Here is a 14,694-nt window from a genome sequence, read left to right on the forward strand (position 1 = left end):
CCGCATTCCGTTGCGTGGCGGAATGCGACGTGTCCTCGGCAACTGCGGTGACATCATTCTCCGTTCACCGCGGACGCCTTCACGCTTCTGCGTATCCATGATTTCACGGGGGCCCGGAGATGAACGAACGAGAGTGTGCGGTCGGACTCGACCGCCGGACCGAATTCGTCTATCGCATGATGCTGCGTCGCCGAAGATGGCGTCCGTCCGACCTGGCCGCCGTGCTCGACACGACGGAGGAGTGGCTCGGCGGCGTCGTCGCGGAGCTGCGCGAGGAAGGACTGGTCACGGCGTCGGCCGACGACGAGGGCGCGCTGCGCGCGGTCGAACCGGCGCTGGCGCTGCCGGCCCTGGCGACCCGCAGGTTCCAGGACGCCCAGAGCACCGGGCTGCCGGGACCCCTGGAGGTGGAGCGGCTGATCGCGCTGCACGAGCGGTCCGTGGAACGACCGGCCGAGCCGCTCGGCGCGGGCAGCGCCGACGAGGCCTCGGCCCTGGTGGAGCGGCTGGTCGCCACGGTCCGGCGCGAGGTGGTGCTGCTCGTACCGGAGCACAGCGCCGGATCCTTCGAGTTCTCGCGCCATGTGGCCGAGGCGGTGCTCCGCCGAGAGGCCGTGCTGCGGCAGGTGTGGAGCGCGTCGTTCCTGCACCGGCCCGCCGCGGTCGAGCATGCGCGGTGGCTCGGCGCCCAGGGCGCGGCGCCGTGCACGCTGCCGCACGTGCCGACCCGCGCGGTGATCGTCGACGGCGCGGTCGGCGTCCTCTTCGACGCCGGCGGCGGTGCGCGGGTCCTGCGCGGCGGCTCCGGCCTCGACGCGCTGAACGGCCTCGCCGACCGGCTGTGGGACAACAGCATGGAGGTCAGGCAGGCGACGTCACCGCTGCCGGCCCCGCCGTCGCGGCCGCGCCGCGAACGCGTCCTGCGGCTGCTCGCCGACGGCCTCACCGACGACGCGATCGCGCGGCGCATCGGCGTCAGCGTCCGGACGGTGCGCAACGACGTGGCGTCCACCATGGTCGGCCTCGACGCGCGCAGCCGGTTCCAGGCCGGTGTCAGGGCCGCGCAGATGGGCCTGCTCTGACCGGACGCGGCCCGCGAACGGCCGGGGTCGGCCTGCGCTTTTGCCAGTTGCTGCAAGGCCACGTTTTAGCTCTTCGAAGCCCGTCATTCTGGACAGGCGCCGGATCGATTTCCGGCAGCGCGGATTCCAGAGCCCCACCCACCTCCCGCAGGCGAGGAGAAACATGTCCGTCGACGTCGGAAACGTGCTGGACCGCAAGGCCGGCATTGTGCTCACCGAGGAAGAGAAGGGCGAACTCGAAAGGGTCGCCGCCGAGCTGACCGATATCAGTCCGCGAGAGATCGACGACCGTGTCTGGGTCGACGCGGCGCGCGAATTCTCGGCCCGTCTTCCGATCCGGCTGCGCCAGACGCTGCGCCGCTTCGTCCGCGAACCCGGCGCCGACGCGATGCTGCTGCTGCGCAACCTGCCGGTCCACTCCGACGTCCTGCCGGACACCCCGAGCAGGGCAGGCTCCGTCCAGCGCTCCACCACCCTGCCGGCCTCCGTCCTCGCGCTCATCTCGCTCCAGCTCGGCGAACTCACCGCCTTCCGCGAGGAGAAGCACGGCGCACTGGTCCAGGACGTCGTCCCGGTGCCCGGCATGGAGGAGTTCCAGGGCAACGCCGGCGCCACCCAGCTGACCATGCACATCGAGAACGCCTTCCACCCGATGCGGCCGGACCTGGTCGGTCTCATGTGCCTGCGCAACGACCACGACAACGTCGCCGGTCTGCGCGTGGCGTCCATCCGCAACGCGCTGCCGCTGCTGTCCGAGCGCACCCGCACGGTGCTGCACGAGCCGCGCTACGTCACCGCCCCGCCCGCCTCCTTCGGCGACCTCGGTTCGCTGCCGGAGCCGCACGGCATCCTCAGCGGCGCCCGGCAGGACCCGGACGTGAAGGTCGACTTCACCAGCACCCAGCCGCTGGACGACGAGGCGCGGCACGCGATGGACGAGCTCGGCGAGGCCTTCGCCGAGACCCGCAGGACGCTGGTGCTGGAGCCCGGCGACCTCGCGTACGTCGACAACCGGCTGGCGCTGCACGGCCGTACCGCGTTCACGCCGCGCTACGACGGCCGTGACCGCTGGCTCCAGCGCGTTTTCGTCCAGCTCGACCTGCGCCGCTCGCGGCCGGGCCGCGCGGACGACGGACAGGTGCAGTCCAGCACCGACGTCTGACCCCGGCCGGCCGCACCGTGCGGCCCGCCTCGACACCACCCCACACCAAGGAGATTGACGATGACGACCGCCATCGACGAGCGCCAGGAAAAGATCAAGGACATCGTCTGCGACATCCTGGAGATCGAGCCCGAGGACGTCACGGAGACCAGCCTCTTCAAGGAGGACCACGACGCCGACTCGCTCCGCGCGATCGAGATCCTCGCGTCGCTGGAGAAGGAGTTCCACATCGAGATCGACCAGGCCCAGCTCGGCCGCATGGTCAACCTCAAGAGCGTCTACCAGGTCGTCGCCGAGATAGCCGGCTGGTAACGGCGTCACCACACCACGGACCATCGAGACTGGTTGGGGAGATTTCATGACGTCGTTCTCCGTGGATCCGGCGGATCCGGACGGTGCGCAGCGAGTGGTCCTGAGCGGGTTCGGAGTGTTCTCCAGCATCGGTGTGGGCGCAGCCGCCTTCGCCGAGGGGCTGCGGGCCGGGCGCAGTGGCGCCAAGCCGATCACCAGCTTCGACACCACGGGCTTCGCCTACGCCAACGGCTGCGAGATCAGCGATTTCGAACCGGCCGACTGGATCCGTGACACGGATCTCGAACAGCTGGGCCGGGCGGCGCGGTTCTCCGTCGCCGCCGCCCGGATGGCCACACAGGACGCCGGCCTGCTTCCGGAGGAGCTGCGGACCAAACGCGGTCTCATCTCCATCGGCACCACCGACGGCGAGTCCCGCGACCTCGACAGCCTGGTCGAGACCGAGATCCGCGCCGGATCCGAGCACATGGATCCGGTGGTCGCGCGGCGCGTCCGGGCGGGCCGGCTCTCCACCGCCATCGCGCACGAGCTCGGACTGACCGATGTGGAGGCCGTCACCATTCCGACGGCCTGCGCGGCCGGCAACTACGCCATCGGCTACGGCTACGACGCGGTGCGCGCCGGAGAGGTCGACTTCGCGCTGTGCGGCGGCGCCGACGCGCTGTGCCGCAAGACCTTCGCCGGCTTCTACCGGCTGGGCACCATCGCACCGGAGCGCTGCCAGCCCTTCGACGTGGACCGCAAGGGCATCCTCACCGGCGAGGGCGCCGGCGTACTGGTGCTGGAGAGCCTGTCGTCCGCACTGGCGCGCGGCGCGAGGATCTACGCCGAGGTCCTCGGCTACGGACTGAACTGCGACGCGCACCACCAGGTCGCGCCGAACGGCGCGAGCGTCGGCCGTGCCATGCAACTGGCGCTGGACGACGCCGGGGTCAAGCCGGAGCAGGTCGACCTGATCTCCGCGCACGGCACCGGCACCCGGGCCAACGACATCACCGAGGCGCAGGCCATCCGCGAGGTCTTCGGCGAGCCGCCGCGCACCGTGTCCATCAAGTCGATGATCGGCCACACCATGGGCGCGGCCAGCGCGCTGTCGGCCATCGCCTGCTCGCTGGCCATCGTGCACGGCTTTATCCCGCCGACCATCAACCACGTGAGCACCGATCCCGAGTGCGACGTCGACTGCGTACCGAACGAGGCCGTGGACGCCGATCTCGACATCGTCGTCAACAACGGTCTGGCGTTCGGCGGCAACAACGCGGTCGTCGTCCTCGGCAAGTACGAGGGGCAGGGCCGATGAGCTGGCTGGTGACCGGAACGGGCGCGGCGGCCGGCGTCGGCCGTGATCCGCGCGAACTCTTCGAGGCGCTCTGCGCCGGCCGCAGCGCCCACGCCGAGCTGCGCGGCTTCGACCGCTCGCGGTACAACGCGCGGTACGCGTACGAGATCGACGACCGCCCGGTGCCCGGCGCCGATGTGCCGGGCCGGGCCACCGCCCTCCTGCTGGACGCGGTGGCGCAGGCCGCGCGCGACGCCGGTCTCGGCGACGACCTCTCCGGTGTTCCGGTGCTCGTCGGCACCGGTCTGCGCGAGCTGCGCTCGGCCGAACTGTGGTGGCGCGACGGCCTGCCGATGGACGCGGAGCGGCTGCACTTCGGCCGGGCGCTGCGCGAACGCTTCGGCACGACCTCCGTGCACACCTTCGCCAACGCCTGCTCCGCCTCGCTGTACGCGCTGGCGATGGGCACCGATCTGCTGGAGCTCGGCGAGGCCGACACGGTGATCGCGGCCGGTGTGGACGTGCTCACCGAGAGCATGTACGGGCTGGTGGAGCGGGTGCATCCGGTGCCGCCGGACCGGGTCAGGCCGTTCGACCGGGACCGTACCGGCGCGGTGATGGGCGACGGCGCGGCGGCCGTCGTGATCCGCCGCGACACCGGCAGCCGTACCGGCGCGGTCCGCGGCCGGCTGCGGTCGGTCGGACTGAACTGCGACGCGCACCACGCCACCGCGCCGGACCACCGGGGCATCGCCGCGGCGATCCGGCAGGCGCACGAGCGGGCCGGCGTCAAGCCGGAGGACGTCGACCTGGTGATGCTGCACGGCACCGGCACGCTGCTCAACGACGAGGCGGAGGCCACCGCGGTGGCCGAGGCCTTCGGAGCGCACGTCGGTGTGCCGCTGATGACCGCGATCAAGTCGATGACCGGCCACACCTCCGGAGCCTCCGGGCTGATCGGCCTGGTCACCGCGCTGAACGCGCTCGACACCGGCCGCGTACCGCCGACCCCGGGCCTGAGCCATCCGGTGGAGGAGGCGGCCGACTTCCGTTTCGTCACCGGTGAGGCGGCCGAGGCCGAGCTGTCCGTGGCGCAGATCAACGCGTTCGGCTTCGGCGGTATCAACGCCGTCGCCGTGGTGGAGGCCGTCCGATGAGCATCCTCGTGACCGGCATCGGCATCGCCCTGGCGGGCGTGGACACTCCGGCGGACCTGCTGGGCGAACCGCGTCCGGACAGCGCGCCGGTCGATCCGCGCGCCCGGCTCGGCCGCAAGGGGCTGCGCTACAAGGACCGTGCCACACAGCTCGGTTACTGCGCGGTCCGGGACGCGCTGACCGAGGCGCGGCTCCTGGACGAGGACGGGACCGCGCTCGGCGGCGACCGTACGGCCGTCGTCGCCAGCTCCAACTACGGCAACCTCGACACCATCTGCCGCACCGTCGACACGATCGCCGCCGACACCGCGGGGGCCACCAGCCCGATGGACCTGCCGAACGCGTCGAGCAATGTGCTCGCCTCGTCGGTCGCCATCAGGTTCGGCCTCACCGGACCGAACCTCATGCTGTGCAACGGCGAGACCTCCGGAACGGACGCGGTGCGCTGGGCCATGACGCTGATCGCGGCGGGCCGCGCGGACCGGGCCGTGGTGATCGGCGCGGAGCCGGACACCGACCCTGCGCGCAGGCTCACCGGCCGTGCGCAGGCGTTCGACGGAGCGGCGGCACTGGTGCTGGAGCACCGGCGCTCCGCCGGAGTGCGCGGTGTGCGCGCGGTCGCCGTGGTCGGCGGCCATGCGCGCTCCGGCGGGCTGCCGGACTGCGTCGAGGCGCTCGACGCGCTCGGCGGCCGCCCTCCGACGGCCTGGCAGTCGCCGGACGGCGACGCCGTGGCGGCCGGTGGACCGGCCGGAGTCCGCGACCTCGGCGTCGCGGGCCGCTGGCCCGGCGCCTCCGGTGCGCTCGGAGTCCTCCAGTGCGCGGCCTCGGCGGGCTACTTCGCGGCGGGCGGCGTCGGCCCCGTGTACGCGGTGACCGGCGGCGGCGACGCGGGGCCGGCAGCCGGCCTGCTGCTGGTCGGACCGCAGGAGGCCGGATGAGCAGCGCCACCGGGACGGCCGCCGGACCTGTGGCACCGGCGCTGCCGGACACGCTTCCGGCACCGCGCGTACGGCCGGAGGCGGTCGCCACGACGGCCCCACCGGAGACGCCGACCGCGCCTGCTCCCGTACGGCGGACGACGACGGCCACCGCTCCCGTACGGCCGAAACCGGCCACCGCCGCTCCCGTACGGCAGGAGCCGCCCGCCACCGCTCCCGTACGGTCCGCGCGGCCGCGCACCGCCGTGGTGCCGCGCGGGTTCGCCACCGGCACCGGGCCGCCGGTCGAGCTGCACCGCCATCCGGTGGCGGGCGGTCCGGTCACCGGCCGGATGCTCCTGCTGCACGGCCTCGGCAACAGCGCCACCGTCTGGGACGCCTTCCTCGCGCACCGGCCGGCCGGCCAGGAGCTGTGGACCGCCGACCTGCCGTGGCGCGGCGCGGGCGACGGCGGCTGGCACCGTGCCCCGGACGCCACCCGCTGGCTGGCGGAGGCGCTGGACGGCGTACCCGGCGGCGCGGGCACGGTCGTCGCCCACTCGTTCTCCGCGCTCCAGACGCTGGCGCTCCTCGACCGCGAACTGGACGCCGGACGCGACCCGTTCGAGCGGTACGGCATCGAGGGCCTGGTGCTCGTCTCGCCGTTCTACCGGCGTACGGCCGAGGAGTTCGACTGGGACTCCATGACCCGCTATCCGGCGGAGTTCGAGCGGATCATGGAGGAGGGCATCCGGGTCCACTCCGGCGGCCGGCTGGATCCGGAGATCCAGCTCTCCATGGCGCGCCGGGTCTGCGACCGGATCGGTCCGTACGGCTGGCTGCGGTTCGTGGACAGCTATCTGCGCACCCCGTGGCTCCGGCCCGGGCGGATCCGCGTGCCGGCCGCCGTCGTGTGCGGTGCGCTGGACATCGCGGTGGATCCGGCCGAGGGCCGCGATCTGACCGCCGACCTGCCCGACGCGTACATCCGCGTCCTCACGGACTGCGGCCACTTCCTGATGACGGAGCGGCCGGCGGAGTTCTCCTCCGTCGTCGGCGACTTCGTCATGTCCCTGTCCTCGCGGGCGCGTTCGCAGCGGCCCGGAGACCGAGCGCCTGGAGAACCAGCCCCATGACCATCGTTGTGACCGACGCCCGGATCAAGACGCTCCTGCACACGCCGACGCGCGTGTCGCTGCGCCCGCGCTACGAGGGCTCCAACATCTGCACCTGGATCGGCTTCAAGCACGACAACTACCTGGTCGAGGAAGCCGTCCTGGAACACTTCAGAGCCGCGGGCCTGTCGAGCCGCGTGCTCTACGAGGAGCTGGGCCTCGGCCTGGACTTCGCCGAGCTGGACGTCCGCATCCTCAGCTCGCTGCACCTGGACGACCTGGTGACCGCCGACGTCGAGCCGGTCTCCAAGGACGGCGACGCACTGCTCTTCCGCGTGACGCTGAACGTCGACCGCGACGGCGCGTCCGTGAAGGCCGTCACCGGCCGGGCGCGCGTCGTGCTGCGCATCGACACCACCTTCCCGGCCGAGCCGGTACCGGAGCAGCTGCGGCCGTTCGCCGTCGAGCGGATCGCCACCTCCGAGCCCGGCGCGCACGTGACGCCGGCCGCCCCCGAGCCGCTGTCGGACGGCCACGGCACCACCGGCCCCGACCCGGTGCTCAGCCTGCTCACCGAGGGGAAGAACGCCTTCGGCTGGAAGTGGCGCATCCCCTACCCGTACTGCCACTTCACCGAGCGGCTCCAGATGTCCGGCTATCTGCGGCAGATGGAGGAGGTCGTCGACCTGTTCCTCGCCGACCGCGGCCTCTCCATCAAGACGCTCCTGGACGACCGCAAGTGGATCCCGGCCTGCTCGCACTCGAAGATCCGCATCCTCGACGAGGCCCTCATGGAGGAGGACCTGTACGTCGTCTACACGGTCGAGGAGATCTTCAAGGACTTCCTCTACCGCTCGCGCTTCGACACCTACGTGGTGCGCGAGGGCCGGCTCGTCCAGACCGCCACCGGCCAGGTCACGCACGGCTACGCCGTCATCGACAGCCGCACCGACTGGCACCTGGTCAACTTCGACGAGCCGGTCCTGCGGGCGCTGCGCGGCGAACCGGCCGTCGGCGCATGAGCGGCCACCTCCTCATCGAGACCCGGGGACCGTGGAGCGGCGGCCGCGGCTGCGCGGCCTTCGTCCGCGACGCCGCGGCGCTGGCGGACGGCGGGCACCGCACCCGGCTCTTCCTCCTCCAGGAAGGCGTGCTCGGCGCGCTGCCCGGAGTGCTGCCGGAGCTGGCGGACTATCTGCGCACCGGCGGACAGCTCCTCGTCGACCGCTACTCCTTCCGCCAACGCGGCCTGGAGGAGAAGCAGTTGGTCGAGGGCGGCCGGCTGGTGGACATGGACGAGATCGCCGACAGCGTGCTGGACGCCTCGGTGAAGGTGGTGTGGCACTGAGATGGCCAGAGGCATTCCGCGTACCGATGTGCTGATCACGCTCATGGGCTCGCCGCACGGCTCCGACCTGGTCACCAGCGTGCTGCGGCTCGTGGAGTCGCTGCTGCGGCGCGAGGCCAGTGTGCAGGTGTGGGCCTGCGGTTACGCGACGCTGCTCACCCAGGAGGGCCTCGGCGAGTCGAAGCCCCGCAACCTCGCCGACTGGTCCGTCGACTATCCGTCGACCGCCACCGTCATCCGCGGCATGCTCGCGGCGCACCCGGGCCGGTTCCACTGGTACGGCTGCCGTTTCTGCAGCGACGACCGCGGTGCGGTCGCCCACGTCCCGGAGGTCAGGCTCCGCGCCCCCGGGGCGTTCGCCGAGAACGTCGAGGCGGCCGGCCGGACGCTGTTCGTGGGGGTGCTCTAGTGACGGCGGCGACGGACCGGGACACGACGGTCGACGGCCGGGTCCTCGGCATCGTCGAACGGGCCTACCGGGGCGCGGTGGAGAAGCAGTTCTTCGACGTGCTCTACATGGCCGTGGAACTCCACCGCCAGCTCGGCGGCATGGACATCCTGCTGCGCGGACCCGCGGTGACCTGCGCGCTGCGGACGGCGGAGACCGCTCCGCTGACGTTCGGCGGGCGCGTCCTGGACACGCTCAGCGACCAGCGCCGCGACCTGCGCGCGCTGCTCGCCGCCGGGGTGCGGGTCCTCGTGCAGGAGGAGGACCTCACGGACCTCGGACTCGGCCCCGCCGACCTGGTGGACGCCGCCGTCCGCCCGGTCACCTCGGCCCAGCTGTCCGGCTGGTGGCCGCACTACCGGATGGTCAGCTACCTGTGACCGCGCAGGGCCGCCCCTCCCCGTCGCTCCAGCCAAGGAATGGATCCGTATGACCAAGACCGTGATCTCCGCCTGGTCCGCCGTCTCGCCGTTCGGCATCGGCCGCGAGGCCTTCGTGAGCGGATTCCACGCGGGACGGTCCGCCGTCACGGCGGTGGACCGCGAGCAGTGGCGTACGCCGGACGACGAGGTCTGCCTCGTACCGGGCTTCAGCCCGGCGGCCGCGCTCGGCCGCAAGGGCACCCGGGCCATGGACCGGGTCACCGGCCTCGCGGTGTCGGCGGTCGGCCGGCTGATCGACGAGTCGCCGGACCCGCACACCGCGTCGGACGGCGAGGACGTGGCGCTGGTGCTCGGCACCACCTCCGGCAGCGTGCAGAGCATGATGGACTTCACGCGCAGCGGACTCGTCTCGGAGAAGCCGTACTTCGTCGACCCGGCCCGCTTCCCGAACGCCGTGATGAACTGCGCCGCCGGACAGTGCGCCATCCGCCACCGGCTCAAGGGCCCGAACACCACCATCGCCGGCGGCCGCGTCTCCGGGCTGCACGCGCTGAAGTACGCGCAGCGGCTGCTCAACGCCGACCGGGCGCGCACCGTGCTGTGCGGGGCGGTCGAGGAGTACGCGGACGCCCGCGCCTGGCTGGACCTGCACAGCAGGGGCGAGGACGAGACCGGCGTCGTGCACGGCGAGGGCTGTGTGATGCTGCGCGTCGAGCCGGAGGCGGCCGCGACGGGCGGCGCCCACGCCACCGTGGAGGCCGTCGAGGTCGGCGTGTTCGACGCGGTCGGCGACGCGGCGGCGGTGCTCGGCCGCTGTGTGCGCCGCGCCCTGGACCGCGCCGGTGCGGAGCCGGCCGATGTGTGGACCGTCGCGCCGAGCGGTGCGGCGGGCGCGCTCGGAGCGGCCGAACAGGCGGTGCTGGACCAGCACTTCGACCCGGCGGCGGTGAACCGCGTGTCCCGGCTGATCGGCGACACGGCCGGTGCGGCCGCGATGTTCCAGCTGGCCGCCGTGCTCGCGCTCGCCGAGCAGGACGACGTACGAGGACGGGTCGCCGTCGTCACGGCGGTGGACCGGGACGGCGAGGCGGGATGCGCGGTCCTGCGGCTCGGCCGATGACGGGCCGGACCGCGCGAGATGCAGTGAACGAGCCGACAAGCAGACGAGAGAGGTAATTCCATGACATCCGCCGTGCAGACACTGGACCTGGAGCAGCTGCGCGAGATCATCGCCGAGGTGCTCGACGTCGAGACCGCGGACGTCGGTGACGACACGAGCTTCACCGACGACCTGGAGATCGACTCGCTGATGGCCCTGGAGGTCGTCGTGGTGCTGGAGAAGAGGTACCGCGTCAAACTCCGCGAGGAGGAGCTGAAGCAGGTGACCTGCCTGCGCGCCGCGTACGGCCTGATAGCGCAGAAGCTGGCGGACCCCCGGTGACGGTCGCCGGCGGGCTCCGCACGGACGCCCCGGCCGTCGGGACACCGCCGCGCGCCGCGTCGCCGGTCTCCGCGCCGGTGCGGATCGTCGGTACGCCGCAGCGCGCCGCCGACGGTTCGCTGAGCGCCGCCACCGCGTGCCTGGCCGATCCGGACGAGGCGTTCTTCGCCGGTCACTATCCGGGCTTCCCGATCTTTCCCGGTGTCTGCGTCATCGAATGCGTCCACCGCAGCGCCCTGCTCGTCCTGCCGTCGGCCCGGCTCGCCGCGATCGAGTCCGCGAGGTTCCGCGGTCCGGTGCTGCCGGGCGACGAACTGTCCGTGGAGCTCGCCCTGACCGCCGCCGGCGACACCGGGGGCGACGATGCCTGGCGGGTCGCGGCGACCGTGCGGACGGTCCGCGGAACGGCCGCCACGGTCCGGCTCCGCCTCACCTCCGGAGGTCTCGGATGATCGGCTCCGCCGAACTGCGCGGCCTGCTGCCGCACCGCCATCCGATGCTGCTGCTGGACCGCGTCGAGGAGCTGGAGGCGGGCGAGCGGCTGGTCGCGCGCAAGGCCGTCACCAACAACGAGCCCTGGTACGCGGACCTTCCGCAGGACACACCCCCGGACGGCTACCGCTACCCGGAGGTCCTGCTGACCGAGTCCTGGTGCCAGGCGGCCGGCGTTCTCGCCACCTGGGACCAGCCGAACCCGGACGTGCTGAGCGGCCGGGTCATGCTCTTCGGCGGCGTCAGCGACGTCCGCTTCGAGCGCCCGGTGCTGCCCGGCGACGTGGTCGTGCACCACGTCCGCGTCCTGCGCGTGCTCCCCGACACGATGATCTTCGAGGGCGAGGCGCTGGTCGACGGCGAGCGCGTCATGACCGTGGAGCGCGCCACGCTGGCGTTCCGCCCGGCGACCGCGCTCACCGAAGCCGTCCGCGCCTCCTAGGGGCGTTCTACCGATCATGGCCGGGTCCGGCGCACCGCACCCGGACCGGCCGTTCACAGAAGGAGAAACGGGTGGAAGACCAGCCGTCCCGCGTCGCGCTCGTCAGCGGCGGTTCACGGGGCATCGGACGGGCCGCGGTGCTGCGCCTGGCACAGGACGGCCACGACGTGGCGTTCTGCTACCGGTCGGACGAGAAGGCGGCGCTGGCCCTGGAGAAGGAGGCGTCCGAACTCGGCGTGCGCGTGCTGGCGGCGCGCGCCGACGTCACCGACGCCAAGGCCGTACGCGACCTGGTCGAGCGCACCGAGGACGAACTCGGACCGGTCGACGTGGTCGTCACCTCGGCCGGCATCACCAGCGACAATCCGCTGCTGCTGATGACCGACGAGCAGTGGCACTCGGTGCTGGACACCAACCTGGACGGCGTCTACCACGTCTGCCGGGCGGCCATCTTCTCGATGATGAAGCGCAAGTCCGGCCACCTGATCAACGTGTCCTCGGTCGCCGGGGTCCACGGCAACGCGCGGCAGACCAACTACTCCGCCTCCAAGGCCGGGATCATCGGCTTCACCAAGGCGCTGGCCAAGGAGGCCGGACCGTACGGCATCCGCGCCAACGTGGTCGCCCCGGGCTTCATCGACACCGACATGACGGACGCGCTGAAGGGCGCGGTCCGCGACCGTGCGCTGAAGCAGATTCCGCTCGGCCGCATGGGCAGCCCGGAGGAGGTCGCCGGTCTCATCGGCTACCTCGCGTCGGACCGGGCCGGCTACATCACCGGCTCCGTCTTCCAGATCGACGGCGGCATCACCCTCTAGCGTCCGGGAGGACAGCCATGGCCCAGCGCGGCCCCCGCTGGTACTTCAATTTCCGCAGCCCGTACTCCTGGCTGGCCCATCACGACCTCACCGCACGCCACCCGGACGTCGCCGGGCGGGTGGAGTGGATTCCGTACTGGGATCCGGACCCGGTGAGCGAGCGGCTGCTCGCCGAGGCCGGCGGCTCCTTCCTCTACACGCCGATGTCCCGCGAGAAGCACTTCTACGTGCTGACCGACGTCCGCAGGCTGGCGACGGACCGGGGGCTGGCGGTCTCCTGGCCGCTCGACCGCGAACCGGTGTGGGAGACGGCGCACCTGGCCTGGTTCCTCGCCGCCGACCAGGGCGTGGGACCGGCCTACACCGACCTCGTCTACCGGGCCCGCTTCCAGGACGGCGAGGACATCAACGATCCGTCGCTGATCGCCGAGATCGCCGGCCGCCTCGGTCTCGACCCGGCCGCGGCCGGATCGGCCGCCGAGAACCCGGCGCTGCGCGAACGGGCCACGGCGGCGCTGATGTCGGCGTACCGCGACGGGGTGTTCGGACCGCCGTTCCTGATCGCGGGCCGCGAGAAGTTCTGGGGCCTGGACCGGCTGGACCGCTTCGCCGACGCCGTACGCTCCGCGGCGGCGACCCCGGCACCCGCACCGGCTCCCGTTCCGGCGGCGGCGCTGTCGGCCACCCCGTCCGGAGACCTGGGCCACGCCGGAGGCTGCGGCTGACGGCCCGCACGTTCCGCGACACCGCTTGACCGACTGACCGAACGACATTCCGTACGAACCGAGGAACCGAGGAGAGAACACCACCATGTCGACGAACCCTTTCGAGGACAAGGACGCCACCTACCTGGTGCTCGTCAACGACGAGGGCCAGCACTCCCTGTGGCCGGCCTTCGCCGAGGTCCCGGCCGGCTGGCAGGTCGTCCTGAAGGACGCCGGCCATGACGCGGCGCTCGCCTACATCGAGGAGAACTGGACCGACATGCGGCCCAGCAGCCTCGCCGTGGCGATGGACTCCGCCACGGTCTAGGGGGTGTCTTGTCGATCACGGCCGGGTCCGCGACGCCTGCCACGGCACCTCGCGGCGTTGCCGAAACGCCCGAATCGCTCCGCGATGAGGACGTTCCAGCGCCTTGCGATGCACCGCACCAGACGCCGCGGCCTGACCGACCCTGATCGACAAGACACCCCCTGGCACCCCGCCGCACGGCAGGTGCCGCGCACGGACGAGGCGGCCCGGAACCTCTCCGGTTCCGGGCCGCCTCGTCGTGGTCCTGCTCAGCGCACCTGGTGTGGCGCGCTGCCCACCTTCGCCTCCGGCCGCGCGAGCCGCTCCACGAGCGCACCGGTGAACTCCGCGCTCTGCGCGTTCAGATAGAAGTGGTCGCCGGAGAACACGCGGTACGCGAACGGCCCCGTCGTCACCTCCGCCCAGGCCCGCGTCTCCTCGACGGTGACGTCCACGTCCGCGTCGCCGACCCAGGCGTCCACCGGCGCCGCGATCCGCAGCGAGGGATCCGGCCGGTACGCGCCCATCAGCGCGAAGTCGCCGCGGATCGCCGGCATCAGCAGCTCACGCATCTCCGGACTGTCCAGGAACGCCGCGCCTTCGCCGCCGAGCCGCCGCACCTCCGCCAACAGGCCCGGATCTCCGCCGAGATGCGCCTCGTTGACGCGGTAGCGGGCGGGCGGCTGCTGGCCGGAGACGATCAGCGCCGCGGCCACGGTTCCGTACCGCTGCTCCAGCCGGTGCGCCACCTCGAAGGCCACCGACGCGCCCATGCTGTGGCCGAACAGCGCGAACGGCTCGCCGGACAGCGGCAGCAGCGCCTCCGCGACCCCGTCGGCCAGCCGGTCCATGTCGCTCACACAGTCCTCGCCGAGCCGGTCCTGCCGCCCCGGAAGGTTGACGGCCAGCACCTCCACGTCCTCGGGAAGCCACTGCGGCCAGGACCGGAACGTCGACGCGGATCCTCCCGCGTGCGGCAGACAGACCAGCCGCAGCCGGGGCCGCGCCACTCGTCTGAAGCGCCGGAACCACACATCGGACCCCTCGGCCATCACTCCACCTCCGTCGTCGTGCCACCGCCGTTCGGCGACGCCACCAGTGCACCCGCACCACCGCTGCCACCGGGCCGGTCTGCAACAACGTGCACGCGCACGGGAATCGGCCGCGTACCGGGCCAGGATGAGCGGACGCGCCTCCTGTGCGTTCCGCCGTGATGACTGCCGGCAGCGGCCCGTACCGCTCCCCGGCCCCGGTGTTCCCGAAAACGACCGAGGGTGGTTCCCG

General features: G+C 72.3%; 19 protein-coding genes. 18 read left to right on the forward strand and 1 reads right to left on the reverse strand.

From position 1 onward, the window contains the following. The first annotated feature begins 119 nt into the window (after window positions 1-119). From KV381_RS20010 to KV381_RS20095, 18 genes are all read left to right on the forward strand, one after another. Window positions 120-1,082: a helix-turn-helix domain-containing protein gene (locus KV381_RS20010; protein WP_050495654.1), complete on the forward strand. Its 963-nt coding sequence runs from the start codon at window positions 120-122 to the stop codon at window positions 1,080-1,082. 163 nt (window positions 1,083-1,245) lie between these two features. Next, on the forward strand, window positions 1,246-2,244 hold the full coding sequence (locus KV381_RS20015; protein ID WP_218785918.1) for a TauD/TfdA family dioxygenase: 999 nt from the start codon (window positions 1,246-1,248) through the stop codon (window positions 2,242-2,244). Window positions 2,245-2,304: 60 nt separating this feature from the next. After that, the gene (locus KV381_RS20020) at window positions 2,305-2,556 is read left to right on the forward strand and encodes an acyl carrier protein (RefSeq protein ID WP_030082110.1); all 252 of its coding nucleotides are present in this window, start codon (window positions 2,305-2,307) and stop codon (window positions 2,554-2,556) included. A 46-nt stretch (window positions 2,557-2,602) separates the two neighbouring features. Next, window positions 2,603-3,856 (forward strand): beta-ketoacyl synthase, encoded by a 1,254-nt coding sequence (locus tag KV381_RS20025; protein ID WP_030082112.1) that lies wholly within the window; start codon window positions 2,603-2,605, stop codon window positions 3,854-3,856. Next, the gene (locus tag KV381_RS20030) at window positions 3,853-4,992 is read left to right on the forward strand and encodes a beta-ketoacyl synthase N-terminal-like domain-containing protein (protein ID WP_030633607.1); all 1,140 of its coding nucleotides are present in this window, start codon (window positions 3,853-3,855) and stop codon (window positions 4,990-4,992) included. The genes KV381_RS20025 and KV381_RS20030 overlap by 4 nt, the downstream gene beginning before the upstream one ends. Then, window positions 4,989-5,933, forward strand: coding sequence for a beta-ketoacyl synthase N-terminal-like domain-containing protein (locus tag KV381_RS20035; RefSeq protein WP_030082116.1), 945 nt, complete (start codon window positions 4,989-4,991; stop codon window positions 5,931-5,933). Before KV381_RS20030 ends, KV381_RS20035 begins: the two co-directional genes overlap by 4 nt. Continuing rightward, entirely contained in the window at window positions 5,930-7,048 is a 1,119-nt protein-coding gene (locus KV381_RS20040; RefSeq protein WP_218785919.1) for an alpha/beta fold hydrolase, read from the forward strand. The genes KV381_RS20035 and KV381_RS20040 overlap by 4 nt, the downstream gene beginning before the upstream one ends. Further along, on the forward strand, window positions 7,045-8,049 hold the full coding sequence (locus KV381_RS20045; RefSeq protein ID WP_030082120.1) for a hypothetical protein: 1,005 nt from the start codon (window positions 7,045-7,047) through the stop codon (window positions 8,047-8,049). Before KV381_RS20040 ends, KV381_RS20045 begins: the two co-directional genes overlap by 4 nt. Beyond that, window positions 8,046-8,375 (forward strand): DsrE family protein, encoded by a 330-nt coding sequence (locus KV381_RS20050; RefSeq protein WP_030633611.1) that lies wholly within the window; start codon window positions 8,046-8,048, stop codon window positions 8,373-8,375. The genes KV381_RS20045 and KV381_RS20050 overlap by 4 nt, the downstream gene beginning before the upstream one ends. A 1-nt stretch (window position 8,376) precedes the next feature. Beyond that, complete coding sequence (locus KV381_RS20055) at window positions 8,377-8,784, forward strand: hypothetical protein (protein WP_030633612.1); 408 nt, start codon at window positions 8,377-8,379, stop codon at window positions 8,782-8,784. After that, window positions 8,784-9,203: a hypothetical protein gene (locus KV381_RS20060; RefSeq protein WP_030633614.1), complete on the forward strand. Its 420-nt coding sequence runs from the start codon at window positions 8,784-8,786 to the stop codon at window positions 9,201-9,203. Before KV381_RS20055 ends, KV381_RS20060 begins: the two co-directional genes overlap by 1 nt. Window positions 9,204-9,252: 49 nt before the next feature. Further along, window positions 9,253-10,326, forward strand: a complete 1,074-nt coding sequence (locus KV381_RS20065) for a beta-ketoacyl synthase N-terminal-like domain-containing protein (protein WP_030082129.1) — start codon at window positions 9,253-9,255, stop codon at window positions 10,324-10,326. 60 nt (window positions 10,327-10,386) lie between these two features. Then, the gene (locus KV381_RS20070) at window positions 10,387-10,647 is read left to right on the forward strand and encodes an acyl carrier protein (RefSeq protein ID WP_030082131.1); all 261 of its coding nucleotides are present in this window, start codon (window positions 10,387-10,389) and stop codon (window positions 10,645-10,647) included. Then, complete coding sequence (locus tag KV381_RS20075; RefSeq protein ID WP_050495655.1) at window positions 10,644-11,099, forward strand: 3-hydroxyacyl-ACP dehydratase FabZ family protein; 456 nt, start codon at window positions 10,644-10,646, stop codon at window positions 11,097-11,099. Before KV381_RS20070 ends, KV381_RS20075 begins: the two co-directional genes overlap by 4 nt. Beyond that, on the forward strand, window positions 11,096-11,581 hold the full coding sequence (locus tag KV381_RS20080; protein WP_030082135.1) for a 3-hydroxyacyl-ACP dehydratase FabZ family protein: 486 nt from the start codon (window positions 11,096-11,098) through the stop codon (window positions 11,579-11,581). The genes KV381_RS20075 and KV381_RS20080 overlap by 4 nt, the downstream gene beginning before the upstream one ends. 71 nt (window positions 11,582-11,652) lie before the next feature. Beyond that, on the forward strand, window positions 11,653-12,399 hold the full coding sequence (gene fabG / locus KV381_RS20085; RefSeq protein ID WP_030082137.1) for a 3-oxoacyl-[acyl-carrier-protein] reductase: 747 nt from the start codon (window positions 11,653-11,655) through the stop codon (window positions 12,397-12,399). Between the two features lie 17 nt (window positions 12,400-12,416). Then, window positions 12,417-13,124 (forward strand): 2-hydroxychromene-2-carboxylate isomerase, encoded by a 708-nt coding sequence (locus KV381_RS20090; RefSeq protein ID WP_103538053.1) that lies wholly within the window; start codon window positions 12,417-12,419, stop codon window positions 13,122-13,124. A gap of 85 nt (window positions 13,125-13,209) precedes the next feature. Then, window positions 13,210-13,431: an MbtH family protein gene (locus KV381_RS20095; RefSeq protein ID WP_030082141.1), complete on the forward strand. Its 222-nt coding sequence runs from the start codon at window positions 13,210-13,212 to the stop codon at window positions 13,429-13,431. 248 nt (window positions 13,432-13,679) lie between these two features. Here the strand turns inward: KV381_RS20095 and KV381_RS20100 are convergent, their stop codons facing one another. Then, window positions 13,680-14,462, reverse strand: coding sequence for a thioesterase II family protein (locus tag KV381_RS20100; RefSeq protein WP_218785920.1), 783 nt, complete (start codon window positions 14,460-14,462; stop codon window positions 13,680-13,682). Window positions 14,463-14,694: the final 232 nt, after the last annotated feature.

Origin of the sequence: Streptomyces sp. WY228 (assembly GCF_019287315.1) — a bacterium.
Taxonomy (GTDB): Bacteria; Actinomycetota; Actinomycetes; order Streptomycetales; family Streptomycetaceae; genus Streptomyces; species Streptomyces caviscabies.